The organism is Olivibacter sitiensis DSM 17696, assembly GCF_000427965.1.
Classification (GTDB): Bacteria; Bacteroidota; Bacteroidia; order Sphingobacteriales; family Sphingobacteriaceae; genus Olivibacter; species Olivibacter sitiensis.
On sequence record NZ_ATZA01000004.1, the window covers coordinates 83,609 to 103,460 of the forward strand.

14 protein-coding genes are annotated in these 19,852 nt (G+C 43.3%); 2 read left to right on the plus strand and 12 right to left on the minus strand.

Going from position 1 to position 19,852, the window contains the following annotated elements:
• Positions 1–176: 176 nt before the first annotated feature.
• Positions 177–1,949 (minus strand): ABC transporter ATP-binding protein, encoded by a 1,773-nt coding sequence (locus A37S_RS0103715; RefSeq protein WP_036601141.1) that lies wholly within the window; start codon positions 1,947–1,949, stop codon positions 177–179.
• Positions 1,950–1,951: 2 nt separating this feature from the next.
• The gene (gene truA / locus A37S_RS0103720; protein WP_028295820.1) at positions 1,952–2,725 is read right to left on the minus strand and encodes a tRNA pseudouridine(38-40) synthase TruA; all 774 of its coding nucleotides are present in this window, start codon (positions 2,723–2,725) and stop codon (positions 1,952–1,954) included.
• 244 nt (positions 2,726–2,969) lie between these two features.
• Here truA and A37S_RS0103725 point away from each other — a divergent pair, with 244 nt between their 5' ends.
• Entirely contained in the window at positions 2,970–3,452 is a 483-nt protein-coding gene (locus A37S_RS0103725) for a DUF4293 domain-containing protein (RefSeq protein WP_028295821.1), read from the plus strand.
• A gap of 403 nt (positions 3,453–3,855) precedes the next feature.
• On the opposite strand, the gene A37S_RS0103735 is transcribed toward A37S_RS0103725, so the two are convergent.
• Together A37S_RS0103735 and A37S_RS0103740 are read right to left on the minus strand one after the other, a co-directional pair.
• The gene (locus A37S_RS0103735) at positions 3,856–5,253 is read right to left on the minus strand and encodes a hypothetical protein (RefSeq protein WP_028295823.1); all 1,398 of its coding nucleotides are present in this window, start codon (positions 5,251–5,253) and stop codon (positions 3,856–3,858) included.
• Positions 5,254–5,283: 30 nt separating this feature from the next.
• On the minus strand, positions 5,284–5,886 hold the full coding sequence (locus A37S_RS0103740) for an RNA polymerase sigma factor (protein WP_157278395.1): 603 nt from the start codon (positions 5,884–5,886) through the stop codon (positions 5,284–5,286).
• A 358-nt stretch (positions 5,887–6,244) separates the two neighbouring features.
• On the opposite strand from A37S_RS0103740, the gene lysS reads away from it, so the two are divergent.
• Positions 6,245–7,963 (plus strand): lysine--tRNA ligase, encoded by a 1,719-nt coding sequence (gene lysS / locus A37S_RS0103745; protein ID WP_028295825.1) that lies wholly within the window; start codon positions 6,245–6,247, stop codon positions 7,961–7,963.
• A 35-nt stretch (positions 7,964–7,998) separates the two neighbouring features.
• On the opposite strand, the gene A37S_RS0103750 is transcribed toward lysS, so the two are convergent.
• From A37S_RS0103750 to rplK, 8 genes are all read right to left on the minus strand, one after another.
• On the minus strand, positions 7,999–8,820 hold the full coding sequence (locus A37S_RS0103750; protein ID WP_028295826.1) for an SDR family NAD(P)-dependent oxidoreductase: 822 nt from the start codon (positions 8,818–8,820) through the stop codon (positions 7,999–8,001).
• Between the two features lie 13 nt (positions 8,821–8,833).
• A complete protein-coding gene (locus tag A37S_RS0103755; protein WP_028295827.1) occupies positions 8,834–9,142 on the minus strand; it encodes a DUF3467 domain-containing protein in 309 nt (102 codons plus the stop codon).
• Between the two features lie 174 nt (positions 9,143–9,316).
• Complete coding sequence (gene rpoC, locus A37S_RS0103760) at positions 9,317–13,603, minus strand: DNA-directed RNA polymerase subunit beta' (RefSeq protein WP_028295828.1); 4,287 nt, start codon at positions 13,601–13,603, stop codon at positions 9,317–9,319.
• A gap of 72 nt (positions 13,604–13,675) precedes the next feature.
• Positions 13,676–17,485 (minus strand): DNA-directed RNA polymerase subunit beta, encoded by a 3,810-nt coding sequence (rpoB, locus tag A37S_RS0103765; RefSeq protein WP_028295829.1) that lies wholly within the window; start codon positions 17,483–17,485, stop codon positions 13,676–13,678.
• Between the two features lie 200 nt (positions 17,486–17,685).
• Complete coding sequence (rplL, locus tag A37S_RS0103770; protein ID WP_028295830.1) at positions 17,686–18,066, minus strand: 50S ribosomal protein L7/L12; 381 nt, start codon at positions 18,064–18,066, stop codon at positions 17,686–17,688.
• 74 nt (positions 18,067–18,140) lie between these two features.
• Entirely contained in the window at positions 18,141–18,659 is a 519-nt protein-coding gene (gene rplJ, locus A37S_RS0103775) for a 50S ribosomal protein L10 (protein ID WP_028295831.1), read from the minus strand.
• A gap of 2 nt (positions 18,660–18,661) precedes the next feature.
• Positions 18,662–19,360, minus strand: coding sequence for a 50S ribosomal protein L1 (rplA, locus tag A37S_RS0103780; RefSeq protein ID WP_028295832.1), 699 nt, complete (start codon positions 19,358–19,360; stop codon positions 18,662–18,664).
• Between the two features lie 23 nt (positions 19,361–19,383).
• Complete coding sequence (gene rplK, locus A37S_RS0103785; protein WP_028295833.1) at positions 19,384–19,827, minus strand: 50S ribosomal protein L11; 444 nt, start codon at positions 19,825–19,827, stop codon at positions 19,384–19,386.
• Between the last annotated feature and the right edge of the window lie 25 nt (positions 19,828–19,852).

The following is a 19,852-nucleotide window of genomic DNA, read 5'->3' on the forward strand; positions in this document are numbered from 1 at the left end:
TTTATAGACCACAAACATACTAATTTGATTTCAAAAGGAACATTAATTTTTCAAAAACCTTTGGCTAAATATAATAAATAAAACTATATGATATCTCCCTAAGACAAGAGCAGTATGAACATTGTTGCGCTTCACCACATCGACTGGTTGCCAATCATGGAGCAACAATTCTACGTTTACACTCCCGCAGACTGAAACTGCAAGTCATAAAGCCGTTTGTACAAACCGTTTAATTGCAGTAGTTCTTGATGGCTGCCCATTTCCTTAATCTCGCCACGATCCAATACAATAATCTTATCGGCTTTTTGAATGGTAGAAAGTCTATGTGCTATGACTATTGCCGTACGCTCTTCCATTAAGGCTTCTATAGATTTCTGGATCAGCAGTTCTGTTTCGGTATCGACGGACGAGGTGGCTTCATCAAGCACGAGTATACGCGGATTGCGAACCAATGCCCGTACAAATGAAATCAACTGTGCTTGCCCCACGGACAAAGTGCTGCCACGTTCCTTTACCTGATAGTCATAGCCATCGGGAAGTCGCATGATAAACTCATGCGCTCCCACCCGCTTGGCAGCCTCCACAATCATCTGCCTCGTGATAGAAGGATCATACAAACTAATGTTATTGGCAATGCTATCAGAAAACAAGAAGACATCCTGCTGTACAGTTGCGATATGCCTCCTCAAATAGCCAAGCTCATATGACCTGATGTCTACCCCATCAAGCAAAACCTCTCCCTTGTTGATCTCATAAAAACGACTGAGGATATTAATGGTGGAGGATTTTCCAGCCCCGGTTGCTCCTACCAGAGCAAGCGTTTCTCCCGCCTTGACATGAAAATTCAAATCTTTCAGCACATATTTCTCTTCGTCATATGCAAACCATACATGCTTAAAAGAAATCGCTCCCGACACATCCGTGGGTTGGTATTTTCCATTGTTGGCCGTAAATTCATTGGTATCCAATACGCTAAACACGCGCTCCGCTCCTACCATACCCATTTGTAAGGTGTTGAATTTGTCAACCAATTCCCTAATGGGCCTAAAAATCATATTGATGTACATGATGAACGCAACGACAACGCCCGGGCTGATCCGTCCTTCCAAAATAGAACCAGATCCATACCAGACCAACAGCCCCAGAGCGATGGCCATAATGACCTCAATAACCGGAAAAAAAATGGAAAAGTACCAATTTGATCGAATATGCGCATTTCGATGTTCTGCATTTATCTCTTTAAACTTGCGCATCTCTTGCTCTTCACGAGCAAAATACTGGATAATACTGATGCCGGAAATATGTTCCTGAAGATAGGTATTCAGATTGGAAATCCAATGCCTGACGTCTTGAAAGGCCGATTTCATAGCCTCTTTAAACACATAGGTAGCGGCAACCATCAAAGGCATAGGAATAAGCACAATCAAGGTCAAGCGCCAATCGGTATAAAACATTACGCCCATAATCACGATCAGCTGTAAAACATCGCCGATAATCTGAATTAAGCCCTCAGAAAAGATATCCGCGATGGTCTCCAAATCGGAAACAGTGCGCGTAATGAGCCTCCCGATAGGTGTTCTATCAAAATACTTAAGGCGAAGTTGACTGATGTGGTTGAATGTGGCAATACGTAAATCTCGAATCACCGATTGTCCCAAAGTATTGGTCAGCAAAGTGTGGTAGTAGCGGGCACAGGTCTGCAGCAAAAGTATTACGACCATTAAAACCATCATGGTATAAAGCCCCTGGTAATCGGAGCGGAATATATAGTTATCTAAGGTATACTCAACCAACATGGGTAGCGCCGGTGCCAAAAAAGCTATCAAGACCGTGAGTATAACAGACCATACAAAAATATGCCGATACGGCTTCACATAGCGCAACATGCGCCTTAACAGCTGCATGTCATAGGTATTTCCAGAAACCTTAGATTCTTGTGCTTTACCCATACCTATCCAATGTGTACTTTTTCTTTGGGATATTCCACTTCACTGAGATATAGACCACAAGCGGGTACCGAGGCTCCTGCCACTCCTCGGTTTTTGCTTTCTATCACAGTCCTCATGTGCGATGGCAGATACTTACCATTTCCTATATCCATCAATGTCCCTACTATAGCTCGTACCATATTGCGCAAAAAGCGATTGGCGCTAATATAAAAAACCATACGCTGCTCACCCAAGGGCTCCCATTTTGCCCTGGAGACAAGGCAATTATTGGTAAACACTTGAGTATGGGCCTTGCTAAAACAGCTGAAATCCTCATACTCCAATAAGACCGCAGCGGCTTCGTTCATGCGCTCCATGTCTGGAAGTTCTCTCAATTGCCAGGAATAACCGCTAAGGAAAGGATCCTTTCCTGCATGCACATGATACTCGTACGATCGGCTTATGGCATCAAATCGGGCATGTACATCGCTGGCAACGGGAAACAGACTTTTTGCAGCAATATCGGGCGGCAACAATGCGTTAATGGAATGCAAAATACGGTTCAGATCATCTATTTCTCCAGCAGGACTATCAAAATGAGCGTACAAACAACGGGCATGTACCCCAGTATCTGTACGGCCGCAACCGATCGTTTCTATATCCCTTTTTAGAAGAGTACGCAATACTCCATTGAGTTTTTGCTGTACGGTTACGGCATTCTCCTGAATCTGCCATCCATGATAGCGTGTGCCGTCATAAGCAATTTCAATAAAGTATCTCTGCGATTTCTCATTCACAAGGCAAATATACAAATTCCCGCTGCCACAAGAAGCGAACGCAAAGCATCCCGAAAAAACTATCTGGCAATTTCTTCGTTAATACCTTGTTATTAAGCAAGACAATTCATTTATATTTGCCCTGTAAACGATAGCGGCTGTCTAAAAAGCATTAGATTTCGTCATTTCGAGCGAAGTCGAGATGACGAAGTGGACCTTTTTAGACAGCCTCTTTAAATTTTTTACTTTTTCACTTTTTCACAGCATGATACAGCGCATACAAACAATTTGGTTATTAATCGCCAGCCTACTATTATTTGCTTTGTTTATTTTTCCATTTGCCAAAACGGGCCTTAGCAGCCAATATTTTGAGGTGAACGTATATGGCATCTCCAAATTTGAGGTCGACAGTGGAAAAATCACCACGACACATGGATTTAGCTTCATCATGATGGCATTGTACACCTTACTAATAGCATTACTTCCACTATATACCATTTTTCAATATAAAAACAGACCGCTACAGATCAAGTTGGCTTACGTCAGTATCGCACTCAGTGTATTGCTGGCCATGTGGATGTATTTTGCCACCAGCAGTGCGCTCAATAATGTGGGAATGACTTTACAGATCAGCCATATGGATCTGGGCACCTTTCTAGTACCTGTCCATATCGTATTTCTTATCTTAGCTATACAAAATATCAAGAGAGACATCGCTCTAATAAAGTCGGCTGATAGATTACGCTAGCCCTATTAGGGCCTTCCAAATTGATTTTTTACTTAAAAATGAACTTGACGAATGCAAAGGGAGACCTATCTTTCAGATAGGTGGATGTATGCTCAAATAGGTACGCTTCTCGCTCAAAACTGATCGATCTATACGCCTTATGCCAACTGCGGTAGAAAAGTAGCTTTAGTAGCCACTCAAAAAAATAGAGAAGATAAAATGGCAATACCAGAAGTTCCAGCTGCTGCCTCCAATGGATCATTTCATGCCTTAGCAATGATGGAGCAATGCCCTTGTGACGAAAATTTTTCTTTACAAGAATAAATGGCCATAAGGATATGGCGTCATAGTTCCAATTGTTTGAAAGCAAAAATAGAATCCTCCAGCTCCCCACTTTTGTATTTACGCTCCCTTTATAAGCGATCTAAAAGGATGTGACAATACGCACTCCACCATACTGGAAGTTCATGTTTTGATTATTGATCCTACCAACCGGCAATTTATAGAAAGGTTCCACGGATAGGCCTATTCTGCTTGACAAAGGGATTTTCTGTCCTACGGAAAAATTCAAAAACGTCGAATATCCACTTTCCTTTAATGGGGTCTCAGCAGTAGATTCAGTAGTTCTGACCGTCCTAATTTCCGGCACACTATTATAAGCCAATCCCTGAGCAAGGACCACCTGACTATTGTCAAACTGGGAAACATAATTATTAAACCTATTTTCCCTAAGCACGGTAAATACGGAAGCGCCTGCACCTACATACAGATTCCGCATTAGATTGTATTTGAAATCGATGGGAATATCCAAACCAATTACATTGGAACTTATGGATGTCAATTCCTTTTGCCCAACCACAGCCATTGTTTTCGATTCCAACCTGCTATCCTCTAGAGCGGCAGCATTCATCAAAACCTGCCTGCTATTACTTCCGTTAACACTGTTGTTAGCCACGTTCAAATCCACCACGGATAAGCCAGACCCTACAGATAACTTATCGCTTATTTGATAAGCCAAAGTTACCCCACCCCCAAGATTCACTTTCTCTTCAGTCATAACTGGCGATACCACTACGCCAAAGCCCCACTTCCTACTTTTATCGGCCTTGTTCACAGACACCATGCTTCTATCCTCTTGAAATGAATCTTTTTCCAACATCATTTCTAAAGAGGATTTTCCACTCACGCTAGCATCGGCTAAAGTATTTTCCACTTCCTCCTTTGAACCAACATAATTGCTGTCTTCCTTTGCTGCTATATCGGCAGTGGCCAGCTGTTCCTTGTTTGGGCTCCAAATATCTCCGCCTTCAATATCGTTGACCTTTTTCTCCAGCAATTCATCAGAAATGGAGTTCTCGGACACCACATGTCTCTGTGGGCTATTGACGGCCAGTAGTCTAGCACTTAGACTTTGTTCTTTTTCCGCTTTTTTCTTGTTATTGCCTCGTTCTATTCCATCCCCATTCACAGCCCGATTTCCTTCAGCGTCCTGATCCTGGCCTTTACCTTTCGAAGCATGCTCTTCTTTATCCAGGCTATTGCCACCTTTGTCTGCATGCTTCTCCTTGTCTGGACTGTTTATCGCAACAAACTGATCATCGATTTCTTTAGGTGCATCATACCACATAAACAAACCAAAACCCAATAAAATTGCTGCCGCCACACTCGCAGCATAACGCCACAATACCGGTTTCGACGCCTTAGGAGAGTCTCCATGCCCTTGCGCAAAACGCTCCCATGCACCCTCTTTATAAGGTAATTGGTGTCCGCGGAGCTGCTCCACCATGTGCTCAATAAGTTCTTTTTTTTGCCTGCTTTTCATCAAAAATGAAAACTATAATTTTTTTTAATTTTAAGAAGTCTTCTGAACAAAAGTCTCCAAATAATATTTTCTCAGCTTTTGTTTTGCCCTTGTCAAATATGTTCTAGAAGTGCTGTCAGGGATTTGCAATGCCTTGCCTATCTCCTCATGCGAATACCCTTCTATCTCAAACATGTTAAAAATCAACCGCTGTATCTCTGGTAGCATCTCCAACAGTTTCAGAATATCTTCCGCATACAAGTCATCTTGGACATTTACCATTACGGGCTGCACTTCATATTCGCCTACTTCATCCAAATTCAACGTAGGCTTCTGCGCCCTAAGCAAATCTATCGACTTATTGGCTGCAATACGTGCAAGCCATGCACGAAATGATTTGTCCAGCGCGTCTTCTTCCCCCAAGCGGTTAAATCTATTTATGCTCGAAAATGCTTTTACGAAGGTTTCATTCACCAACTCTTCAAGATCAAAATCATTTTTCACATACCTGCGCACCACGGCCGCTACATAGCCGTAATACCTCTTATATAGAAAAGCCTTAGAACGTTCATCACCTACTTGGGCACAGGAGGCCAAAGCACTTTCCAATGACAGTACCTTCGTCTTCTTTATTACACCCAATCGATAATTCACTACAGCAGCCTATTTTACACAACCTTTTCCGTGAATCATAGAAGCATAGAACTCTAATCTTCACCTCACAACACGGATTCAGGATAACAAAAATACAATTTCAATCTTACACCCCCGCAACAAACCGAACCATTCAACTTATTGCGCATGAGGCTAGACGACATTGCTGTAGTACGAACATGCAAGTAAACATCCTTCAGTTTCTATATTTCGCCTTTTTGCATATAGAACGGATTCTCTTGGGAATACGCTACATCCCCTCATGATTTATCCATCCAATGAGGTCAGCTGTTTTATCTATTGCAAAACCTTCTATTATCGTAATCTAATAGCTATTTTTGCCCCAAATAAAACCAGGATGAGCAGTTTATTATCAGAACAAGAATTACAACGCCGTGAGGCATTGAACCAATTGATAAAATTGGGAATCGACCCTTATCCGGCAGCGGCTTTTGACGTCAATGTCACGGCACAGGATATTCACGAAAATTACGAACGAGATAAGCTAAATTACAAACAGGTATCCATTGCAGGCAGAATGATGAGCAGACGGGTAATGGGAAGCGCTTCGTTTGTGGAGCTTCAGGATGCTACTGGCCGCATCCAGATATACCTCAATAGAGATGAATTGTGTCCTTCGGAAGACAAGACCCTCTACAATACCGTATTCAAAAAATTAATGGATATAGGCGATTTCATTGGCGTGAAAGGTTTCGTCTTTACTACCAACTCGGGAACGATATCCATCCATGCGCAAGAACTCGTCTTGCTGTCCAAATCGCTCAAACCCTTGCCCGTAGTCAAAGAAGCGGAAGGCAAAGTGTTCGATGCCGTAACAGATCCAGAGTTTCGATATCGCCAACGCTACGTGGATTTGGTGGTAAACCCACAGGTAAGGGAAACATTTGTTAAAATTAGCAAGATCAAAACCGCAATCAGAGATTTCCTCAACGAAAGGGGAGCTCTTGAAGTAGATACCCCCGTATTGCAGAGTATACCTGGCGGAGCGGCGGCTCGTCCTTTCGTCACGCACCACAATGCCCTGGATATACCGCTATACCTTCGCATTGCCAATGAGCTGTACCTAAAACGGCTTATTGTAGGTGGCTATGACTGGGTCTATGAATTCAGCCGAAATTTCCGGAATGAGGGTATGGATAGGACGCATAATCCTGAATTTACGGTATTGGAATTTTACGTAGCATACAAGGACTACCTTTGGATGATGAATATCACCGAGCAAATGTTCGAAAAAATCGCCTTGGCTACTAATGGCAAGACTACCGTGAAAGTGGGCGACAAGGAAATCGACTTTGCTGCCCCCTACAAAAGAGTGCCTATATATGATGCCATAAAAGAGCATACCGGCTTTGACGTGAGCGGAATGGACGAAGAAGCACTTCGGGATGTGTGCAAAAAACTGGAAATCCCTGTTGATCCCAGCATGGGAAAAGGTAAGCTGATAGATGAAATATTTGGCGAAAAGTGCGAAAAGCATTACATACAGCCTACTTTTATCACTGACTATCCCGTAGAAATGAGCCCGCTCACGAAAAAACATCGTAGTAAGGAGGGCCTTGTAGAACGCTTTGAACTAATGATCAATGGTAAGGAAATAGCAAATGCGTATTCCGAATTGAATGACCCTATCGATCAGTTAAAGCGATTTGAAGACCAACTCAAACTGATGGAACGAGGTGATGACGAGGCGATGTTTATCGATTATGATTTCCTACGTGCGCTTGAATATGGGATGCCACCAACTTCTGGCATCGGGATAGGCATTGATCGATTGGCCATGTTGCTCACCAGTCAGGCCAGCATTCAGGATGTCCTTTTCTTCCCACAAATGAGACCCGAAAAAGTAGTTCGTGCAGCATCGGAAGAGGATTATGAAAAACAGGGCGTTCCGAAAACCTGGGTTCCGCTACTTCAAAAAATGGGGCTTACAACCATTGAAGCATTAAAAGGAGCAAATCCCAACAAAGTATTTAACGACTTGGGGGGGCTACGCAAAAAGGCAAAAATAGAAGAACCATTGCCGTCCAAAGAAGAAGTACTGAAATGGTTTGACTAGCAGATGATCACTCCTGTGATGTAAAGGATATCTACTTAGATATCCTTTTTTTGTTGTTCCGCAGCCAAAAGAGATGCCTGATAAACCCTTGCCATGCGCTTAAGAACCAATTTTCGGGGAATAAACCAAGAAAACCGGGCGCCTATCCGATTCCACACCCCCGGGATCCACCATTTTCTTTTTCTGGAGAAAGCATCCAGCCCCTCCTGCGCCACTTGTGTAACGGGCATCAAAAAACCCTTCAATTTAGAGAATTTTTCGCCCGAAGTCATGTCAGTAGCAATTCCGCTGGGCAAATATACCATAATAGAAAAACGCTTGTTTTGCAATTCCTGTCCAAGTGCTAATCCAAAATTCAACAAAAAGGCTTTCGTCCCAGAATATACGGCCTGATAGGGAGTTGGAAACTGAGCGGCCATACTCGACACCAACATCAGTCCACCCTCCTTCTCATGCATTTCAAAGTAGTTCACTAACTTATTGGTGGCAATTACCACACTCTTTACGTTCAAATCAAGCATTGAGCCCAATATACCGCACTCCATGTCGAGATGGCGCCCAAAATATGTCATGCCCGCATTAAGTATCGCCGCATAGAGAGGTACACTATCGAGCACGGCATCCAATTGCCGCTCAAAGGCAGGCAAATCCGATAAGTCGCAGGGTATGCAAAGCACACTTACCGAACACCTTTCCAAGATAGCAGTTTTCAATTCCTCGAGCTTGTCTCCCCTACGAGCTATCAATACCAGGTTAGCGCCGTAATTAATAGCGAGCTGCATAGCCATTTCTCTGCCTAAACCTGCACTGGCGCCAGTAATCAGCACCCACCTGCCTTCAAAATTCAGTCTAGCCATCTAAAACCTGAAATTAAGCTTCGCCCATAGAGCCTCCGAAATTCATGGGAAAGGGAGGCTCGTCACGAGTATCAATCTTCCCATTAATGGACTCAAATTTGGCTATGTTGTCTTGAAAAGCCTTAAACAGTCTTTTGGCATGTTCAGGAGTCAAGATGATACGCGACTTCACTTTGGCCTTGGGGATCCCGGGCATCACGCGGATAAAATCTACCACAAACTCTGTATTGGAATGGGTGATGATTGCCAGATTGGAATATATGCCCTCGGCAACCTCCTCTGAAAGTTCTATATTTAATTGATTGTTTACTTGTTCTTCCATGATACGAAAAAGATTTGTTAGGACGAAGATACTATTGTTAGACAAAAAAATTAAAAAACTCCGCTATTAAAGATAGCCCCTCTTTCATTCTATGAGAAAAATAAAAGCCCTACAACATTGCTATTGTAGGGCTTAGTATCTATTGATAGCTTTTATCTAGCTACAGAAAAATGCTTATTCAACTTCAGCTTCTTCTTTTGAAGCCATCAGCTGGTCGTATTCCTCTTTAGAGCCAACGATAATACGATCGTAATTACGCAATCCCGTTCCAGATGGAATTAGGTGCCCTACGATTACATTTTCCTTAAGCCCTAATAGGTCATCTCTCTTACCAGAAATAGCCGCTTCATTGAGCACCTTAGTCGTTTCCTGGAAGGATGCCGCAGAGATGAACGATTTAGTTCCCAAGGATGCACGAGTGATACCCTGCAGCATAGGACTAGAAGTCGCAGCAACTGCATCACGTACTTGTACTAGCTTTAAGTCACGACGTTTCAAGCTGGAGTTTTCCTCACGCAATTTGCGCAAAGACACGATTTGTCCAGCCTTTAACGTATTGCTATCACCAGCATCGGTCACTACTTTCTTATCGTATATATAATCGTTTTCCTCTTTGAAATCCCATTTGCTCACCGCTTCTTTTTCCAAGAAACGGGTATCTCCCGGATCTTCGATCATTACTTTCTGCATCATTTGGTGTACAATGGTTTCGAAGTGCTTATCGTTTATCTTCACACCTTGAAGACGATAAACTTCTTGGATACCATTTACCAAATACTCTTGTACGGCGGCTGGCCCCTTGATAGCCAATATGTCGGCAGGTGAGATAGAGCCATCGGACAAAGGCATACCGGCCTTCACAAAGTCATTGTCCTGTACTAGAATATGCTTGGAGAGAGGTACCAAGTACTTTTTCACCTGACCATCACGAGACTCAATGGATATCTCCCGATTACCACGTTTCACACCACCCAAGGTTACAACACCATCAATTTCGGTTACTACAGCCGGGTTAGACGGATTACGTGCTTCAAAAAGTTCGGTAACACGGGGAAGACCACCTGTAATATCTCGTGTCTTACCAGCAGAACGAGGAATCTTGGCGACAATCTCACCGACGCGAGCCTTGGCATGATCATCAACGGAAATATGCGCTCCCACGGGAAGGTTATAGGTACGTATGACATCCCCATTATCGTCCAAAACCTTAATAGCAGGGTTCTTCGTTTTATCACGTGTTTCGATAATCACCTTTTCACGGTGGCCCGTTTGTTCATCGGACTCTTCGCGGAAAGTGATACCTTCTATTACGGATTCAAACTCGACCTTACCGGCAAATTCAGAGATAATAACGGCATTGTACGGATCCCATGAACATATCCTGTCTCCCTTAGACACCTTATCCCCATCGTTGATGTACAAATAAGCACCATAAGGCACATTATTCGTCATCAATACCTTACGGGTCTCGGGATCTAGGATTTTAAACTCACCAGAACGTCCCAATACTATATGTACCTGCCCATCTTCCGTTTCGCGCTCAACATAACGCATGTTCTCAAACTCAACGACACCGTCATATTTAGCTATAATTTGCGATTCGGCAGCGATGTTAGAGGCCGTACCTCCTACGTGGAAAGTACGCAATGTTAACTGCGTTCCTGGTTCCCCAATAGACTGAGCAGCTATCACACCTACAGCCTCACCCATTTGAACACGTTTACCTGATGCCAGGTTGCGTCCATAACATAGGGCACAAACGCCACGTTGACTTTCGCAAGTCAAGACAGAACGGATTTCAACTCCTTCAACACCCGCTTCTTCTATATGAAGTGCTACCTCTTCGGTGATCTCCGCATCAGCAGCAATTAATAAATCGTTCGTCACTGGGTGATAGACATCATGAAGTGATGTACGACCCAAAATACGTTCGTGCAAGGGTTCTACAATGTCCTCATTATCTTTGAGGGCAGTGGTGTAGATACCTCTTAGAGTACCACAGTCTGGCTCCGTAATAATCATATCTTGTGCCACATCATGCAGACGACGTGTCAAGTAACCAGCATCGGCTGTTTTCAAAGCCGTATCGGCAAGCCCCTTACGTGCACCGTGCGTGGAGATAAAGTACTCCAATACAGAAAGGCCTTCCTTAAAGTTGGAAAGAATCGGATTTTCGATAATTTCACCTCCCGAAGAACCAGATTTCTGCGGCTTGGCCATCAGTCCCCGCATACCGCAAAGCTGACGGATCTGCTCTTTAGAACCACGTGCGCCGGAATCAAGCATCATATATACCGAATTGAAGCCCTGATTGTCATTGGATAAAATATCCATCACATTTGCTGTCAAACGGTTATTGATACGAGTCCAAATATCGATGATCTGATTGTAACGCTCGTTATTGGTAATGAATCCCATGTTATAGTTATTCATCACCTCTTCTACTTCCTTGGTAGCTTGATCTATCAAACCAGCTTTCGCATCTGGAATGTTCAGATCCTGAAGGTTGAACGACAATCCACCACGGAAGGCAAACTGGAATCCAAGTTCTTTGATATCATCCAAGAATTGGGCGGCACGGGCCATACCAGTAATCTTCACCACATTACCAATGATATCCCGCAGCGATTTCTTGGTCAGCAGCTCATTGATATAACCCACTTCGGCAGGCACAAGTTGATTGAAAAGCACTCGGCCTACAGTCGTATCGATAATGCGCTTTACGATTTGCCCATTTTCCAATACATCCGTTTTTACCTTTATAAAGGCATGCAAGTCCAATTCCTTCTCATTGTATGCAATAATCACCTCTTCGGGAGAATAAAAGGTCATTCCTTCTCCTTTCACCACGCGACCTGCATCGGTCTTGCGCCCTTTGGTAATATAGTAAAGCCCCAATACCATGTCCTGAGATGGTACGGTGATAGGAGTACCATTTGCTGGGTTTAAGATATTATGCGCGGCCAGCATCAATATTTGCGCTTCCAGAACAGCCGCATTGCCTAACGGCAAGTGAACCGCCATCTGGTCACCGTCAAAGTCGGCGTTGAAAGCCGTACATACCAATGGGTGCAATTGAATAGCCTTACCTTCTACCAATTTAGGCTGGAAGGATTGTATACCCAAACGGTGCAACGTAGGAGCACGGTTGAGCAATACAGGATGTCCTTTCAATACATTTTCCAATATGTCCCATACGATAGGGTCTTTGCGATCCACAATCTTCTTTGCAGACTTTACCGTCTTCACCACGCCACGTTCTATCATTTTACGAATGATAAATGGCTTGTAAAGCTCGGCGGCCATATCTTTTGGCAACCCGCATTCATGCAACTTCAAGCTCGGTCCCACGACAATAACGGAACGGGCAGAATAGTCCACACGTTTACCCAATAGGTTCTGACGGAAACGTCCTTGCTTACCTTTCAGGATATCTGATAGAGATTTCAAGGCACGGTTTCCTTCCGTTTTCACAGCGTTCACTTTACGAGAATTGTCGAATAGGGAATCAACGGCCTCTTGAAGCATACGCTTTTCGTTACGTAGAATTACTTCGGGAGCTTTAATCTCGATCAACCGCTTTAGACGGTTATTCCTGATAATAACCCTACGATACAAGTCGTTCAAATCGGAAGTTGCAAAACGCCCACCTTCCAATGGCACCAAAGGACGCAGCTCGGGAGGGATAACGGGAACAATCTTAACAATCATCCACTCAGGACGGTTTTCTATACGATCGCGCGAGCCACGGAAGGCCTCTACAACTTGCAAGCGCTTCAAAGCTTCGTTCTTACGTTGTTGCGAAGTTTCGTTTGCGGCTTGATGACGCAAATCATAAGAAAGTTGATCCAAATCTAGGCGCATAAGCAATTCTTCCAATGCTTCGGCTCCCATCTTTGCAACAAACTTTTGCGGGTCCCTATCATCCAAATATTGGTTTTCCTTAGGTAAGGTATCCAATATGTCCAAATATTCCTCTTCCGTCAAGAAGTCCATATACTGGATGCCATCTTCTTCCTTTATACCTGGTTGGATCACCACATAGCGCTCGTAATAAATGATCATGTCCAACTTTTTCGTTGGCAAGCCCAGTAGATAACCAATCTTATTGGGCAAAGATCTAAAATACCAAATATGCGCTACGGGAACCACCAAATTGATATGTCCCATACGCTCACGGCGCACTTTCTTTTCAGTCACTTCTACCCCGCAACGGTCACAAACAATCCCTTTGTAACGAATACGTTTGTATTTCCCGCAATGACATTCATAGTCCTTTACAGGACCGAAAATACGCTCGCAAAACAAACCATCACGTTCAGGTTTATAGGTACGATAGTTAATCGTTTCTGGCTTTAACACTTCCCCGCTCGACCGCTCCAGAATCGCTTCTGGAGAAGACAAACTAACGGTAATGGAAGTGAAGTTGCTCTTTATTTTATTATCCTTTTTGTAAGACATAGCTCTTTAAGGTTAAAGCTGAGAGACTAAAGACCAAAGCTTTCCGCTTTAGTCTTTTAGCTTTTAGCTCAATTAATCTAATGTGATATCCAAACCTAATCCACGAAGTTCATGTACCAATACATTGAACGATTCAGGAACAGATGGTGTAGGCAAATTGTCGCCTTTCACGATGGCCTCATATGTTTTGGCTCGACCAATCACGTCATCGGATTTCACAGTCAAAATCTCCTGCAGTATATTGGACGCACCGAAGGCTTCTAATGCCCAGACCTCCATTTCACCAAATCGTTGACCACCAAATTGCGCTTTACCGCCCAATGGTTGTTGGGTGATCAGGGAGTAAGGTCCGATAGAACGTGCGTGCATTTTATCGTCTACCATGTGTCCTAGTTTCAACATATAAATAACACCAACGGTAGTAGGCTGATCAAATCGCTCTCCTGTCAGTCCATTGTACAGATAGGTACGTCCCGAAGCGGGCAATTCAGCTTTCGCCACCCAACCTTCAACTTCCTCGGTAGTAGCTCCGTCAAAAATTGGCGTTGCAAACTTCATACCCAACTTTTGTCCTGCCCAGCCAAGCACAGTTTCATAAATCTGTCCAAGGTTCATACGAGAAGGTACACCCAATGGGTTCAATACAATATCAACTGGAGTACCATCAGCCAGGAAAGGCATATCCTCATCACGAACGATACGTGCTACGATCCCTTTGTTACCGTGACGCCCCGCCATCTTATCCCCCACCTTCAACTTACGTTTCTTAGCTACGTATACCTTGGCCATTTGAACGATACCAGAAGGCAATTCATCACCAACGGTAATTGCAAACTTTTCCCTGCGGTAGGCTCCCAATTCTTCGTTGAGCTTTATATTGTAGAAGTGCAAAGCTTGTTTTACCAATTCATTTTTATCCTCGTCGGTAGTCCACTTTGAAGGGCTTATATTATTGAAATCAAGTTCAGCAAGAATTTTTTGAGTGAACTTAACGCCTTTAGGGACAAGCAATTCCTTATAGACATTGTACACGCCCTGCGACGTCTTGCCATTCACTATATTGAATAACTTGTCTATCAGCTTCTCACGCAAATTGCGAACCGCCCTTTCGTGACCTAAATCTAGTTTTTCCAACAAAGCTTTTTCTTCTTTCTTATCGGCCTTCTTGGCACGTGAGAACAACTTCGTATCAATGACAACCCCACGAATAGACGGCGGAGTTTTCAAAGAAGCATCCTTTACATCACCAGCCTTATCGCCAAAGATGGCGCGAAGCAGCTTTTCTTCTGGAGAAGGATCCGATTCGCCTTTAGGAGTGATCTTACCTATCAGTATATCTCCCTCCTTCACTTCTGCTCCTACACGGATAATACCGTTTTCATCCAAATCCTTTGTAGCTTCTTCCGATACATTAGGTATATCAGAAGTGAGCTCTTCCTCTCCACGTTTAGTGTCACGAACCTCAAGCTCAAACTCTTCAATGTGCAATGAAGTAAAGATGTCTTCACTTACTACACGTTCAGAGATCACGATAGCATCCTCAAAGTTGTATCCTTGCCAAGGCATGAATGCCACTTTCAGGTTACGTCCAAGTGCCAGCTCGCCATTCTCCGTAGCGTAGCCCTCACAGAGTACTTGCCCTTTCTCTACCCGTTGACCCTTACGGACTATCGGCTTTAGATTGATACAAGTACCTTGGTTAGTCTTTTTGAACTTGATAAGAGGATAAGTTTTCAACTCGTCGTCAAACGACACCAATTTATCATTCTCATCACGATCATAGCGAATCTTAATTTCGTTGGCATCAACATATTCCACTACACCATCACCCTCGGCATTAATCAATGTGCGTGAGTCGCGAGCAACTCTTCCTTCCAAACCAGTACCCACGATGGGTGCTTGAGGCCTCAACAATGGAACAGCCTGGCGTTGCATGTTTGATCCCATCAAAGCACGGTTGGCATCATCATGTTCCAAAAACGGAATCAGCGATGCAGCAATGGAGGTAATCTGATTAGGAGCGATGTCCATCAAATCCAAACGCTCTGGTTCAATGACTGGGAAGTCTCCCTCAAACCTCGCCTTTACTTTTGATGTCAAGAAATTACCTTTATCATCGTATTCGGCATTGGCTTGGCCAATAGTCTTACCATCTTCGTCTTCTGCCGATAGGTAGATAACGGGTTCCTCCACTACAACCCTACCTTCTTCTACTTTACGGTAAGGAGTTTCGATAAAGCCCAGACTATTGATTTTTGCATGTACGCATAGAGAGGAAATCAAACCAATGTTTGGTCCTTCAGGCGTCTCGATAGTACACAGGCGTCCATAGTGCGTATAGTGAACGTCACGAACCTCAAAACCTGCACGCTCGCGAGAAAGTCCCCCGGGCCCTAGGGCCGAAAGACGGCGCTTATGCGTAATTTCCGCCAGAGGATTGGCTTGGTCCATAAACTGAGACAACTGGTTGGTGCCAAAGAACGAGTTGATCACGGACGACAAAGTACGTGCATTGATCAAATCGGTAGGCGTAAACACCTCATTGTCACGAATGTTCATACGCTCGCGAATAGTACGAGCCATACGGGATAATCCCACACCAAATTGCGCATATAGTTGCTCGCCCACGGTGCGGACGCGCCTGTTAGACAAGTGGTCGATATCATCAACTTCTGCTTTTGAGTTGATCAGATTGATCAAATATTTAACGATTGCAATGATATCCTGCTTGGTCAAAACCTTGGTCTCATCAGGAGTATCTAGTTTTAATTTACGGTTGATGCGGTAACGTCCCACATCACCCAGATCATATCGTTTATCGGAGAAAAACAAGCGATCAATTATCCCGCGAGCGGTTTCTTCATCTGGTGGTTCAGCATTACGTAATTGACGATAAATATGCTCCACCGCTTCTTTCTCCGAGTTGGAAGTATCTTTCTGTAATGTATTGTAAATGATGGAATAGTCGCCGCTGTTCACGTTATCCTCTTTGGTGAGGATGATGGACTTTACGCCGGCATCCAATATCATTTCAATATGGTCTTCTTCAAGTACTGTCTCGCGCTCAAGGATAATCTCGTTACGGTCAATGGAAACCACTTCACCTGTATCCTCATCCACAAAATCTTCTACCCACCGCTTAAGTACCCTTGCCGCCAGTTTACGACCTATGTATTTTTTCAAACCGGACTTACTCACTTTAACCTCATCGGCAAGCTCGAAAAGTTCCAGGATATCCTTATCGGAATCATATCCAATGGCACGTAACAATGTAGTAACGGGGAATTTCTTCTTTCGATCAATGTAAGCATACATCACATTGTTCACATCGGTAGCAAACTCTATCCATGATCCTTTAAAAGGAATCACTCTTGCAGAGTATAATTTAGTACCGTTGGTATGCCTACTCTGTCCAAAAAATACACCAGGAGAACGGTGCAATTGAGAAACGATTACCCGTTCTGCACCATTGATCACGAAAGTACCCTTAGGAGTCATATAAGGAATGGTACCCAAATACACATCCTGTACAATAGTTTCGAAATCCTCGTGCTCTTCATCATTACATGATAAACGTAGCTTAGCTTTCAGCGGTACGCTATAAGTCAAGCCGCGTTCTATACATTCCTGAATATCATAACGTGGCGGATCTATAAAATAGTCCAAAAATTCAAGCACGAAAATATTTCTTGAATCGGAGATAGGGAAGTTTTCGGAAAACACCTTAAACAAACCTTCTTGATGGCGGTTATCAGATGTTGTTTCCAATTGGAAAAACTCCCTGAAAGATTGCAATTGAACATCTAGAAAGTCAGGATAGTCTAAGACCTTCCTACTTGTCGCAAAGTTGACTCTTTCGCTACGAATATCTTTATTTGCCAAGGGAAAATAGATTTTAGTTTATAAAACTTTTCTGACTGAAATTACCACTAATTCGAATATCCGAATTAACTGTTGTCCAGAGACATACAGTGTATAATATACCCCATTGTTCAGTCCGCAATATTGGGCAATTGCATAAACAGGAATAGACCCCGGCAAAGAGCCGGAGTCTAGACCAATAAATTTAGCTATGGAGAATCTTATTTGATCTCAACTGTAGCTCCAGCTTCTTCCAATTGTTTTTTCAAAGCTTCGGCTTCGTCTTTAGCAACACCAGTTTTCAATTCCTTAGGTGCACCGTCAACCAAGTCTTTTGCTTCTTTCAAACCAAGTCCAGTCAAGTCCTTAACCAGTTTTACAACCGCCAATTTAGAACCACCAGCTTCTTTCAAGATGACATCAAAAGATGTTTTTTCTTCAGCAGCAGCTGGAGCATCACCACCAGCAGCAGGGCCAGCAACAGCTACAGCTGCAGCAGCTGGCTCAATACCATATTCATCTTTCAAGATCTGAGCTAACTCATTAACTTCTTTTACTGTCAAGTTTACCAACTGCTCAGCAAACGCCTTTAAATCTGCCATTTTTATTATTTTTTTAAGAATTTACTTTTTGAAAATTAATTAACCAAATGCTACGGATATATTCAGGCTATCCATTAACCTCTATCTTGTAATGTTTTAACTAGGCCTGCAATAGTACTTCCACCCGATTGAAGAGCAGATAGAACATTCTTGGCAGGAGATTGAAGCAATCCAATGATATCTCCGATAAGCTCCTCCCTAGATTTAAGGGTTACAAGCGCATCTAACTGGTTGTCCCCGATAAATATAGCTGAATCAATATAAGCTCCTTTCAAGACGGGTTTATCCCCTTCTTTGCGAAGTTCTTTTATCAATTTGGCAGGCGCATTGCCCGTTTCGGAGAAAAGAAGCGTAGATGCACCTTTCAGTGCTCCCTTCAATTCTTCTGAATCTACTCCAGCAGCTTCAAGAGCCTTTGCAATCAAGGTATTCTTTACCACCTGCATCTTTATGCCCTTGTCAAAACACTTACGGCGAATGTTATTGATCTTCGCTACAGTCAAATTAGCAGTATCAGTAATATAAAAATTACCGTAAGATTTGATCTGTTCGATCAGAGCATCAACAATTACTTGTTTTTCTTCTTTTCTCATGATTAAATCCCTGCTACTGATTTTGTTTCGATTTGTATCCCTGGGCTCATCGTAGATGAGAGGTGAATACTCTTAAAATATGTTCCTTTTGCTGCAGAGGGTTTCAATTTAGAAATGGTTTGGATAATCTCCAATGCATTGTCATAAATTTTATCTGCATCAAACGACGCCTTACCAATTGAAGCATGTATGATACCGGTTTTATCAACCTTAAAATCTATCTTACCTGCCTTGACTTCGGTTACTGCCTTTCCCACATCCTGGGTTACAGTACCTGCTTTAGGATTTGGCATGAGGTTACGAGGGCCCAAAATACGGCCTAATCTTCCCACTTTTGCCATAACGCTAGGCATGGTAATGATGATATCGATATCGGTCCATCCTCCTTCGATTTTGCTGATATACTCATCTAAACCTACGTAATCCGCACCTGCCGCTTTAGCCTCTTCCTCCTTATCAGGAGTACAAAGTACCAAGACACGCACGGTCTTACCGGTTCCATGAGGCAAGGTAGCTATGCCACGAACCATTTGATTGGCCTTCCGGGGATCAACGCCCAAACGCACGTCGATGTCTACTGAAGAATCAAATTTCGTCATGGTTATCTCCTTTACCAAGGCAGATGCCTCTTGGAGAGAGTAAGCTTTACCAACTTCAATCTTGGATAGTGCCGCTTTTTGATTTTTTGTTAATCTAGCCACTGTCTTAACTGATTTCTAATGAATTAATTTTTCCAAGGCGCATCACCTGTAACAGTGATTCCCATACTACGCGCTGTACCAGCCACCATTTTCATGGCAGACTCCACAGTAAAAGCGTTCAAGTCGCTCATCTTATCATTAGCAATGGTGGCAACCTGATCCCAAGTTACTTGCCCAACCTTTTTACGGTTAGGTTCTCCAGAACCTCCCTTAATACCAGACACTTCAATCAATTGAACTGCTACTGGAGGAGTCTTGATGATAAAATCAAACGATTTGTCAGCATAAACCGTGATGACAACAGGCAATACCTTTCCGGGCTTGTCTTGGGTACGTGCATTAAACTGCTTGCAAAATTCCATGATATTCACCCCCTTTGCACCCAATGCTGGGCCCACTGGGGGAGAAGGATTGGCTGCACCACCCTTAACCTGTAATTTCACTAACGCACTGACTTCTTTTGCCATTTTTGATTAAGATTTAATTACTAAA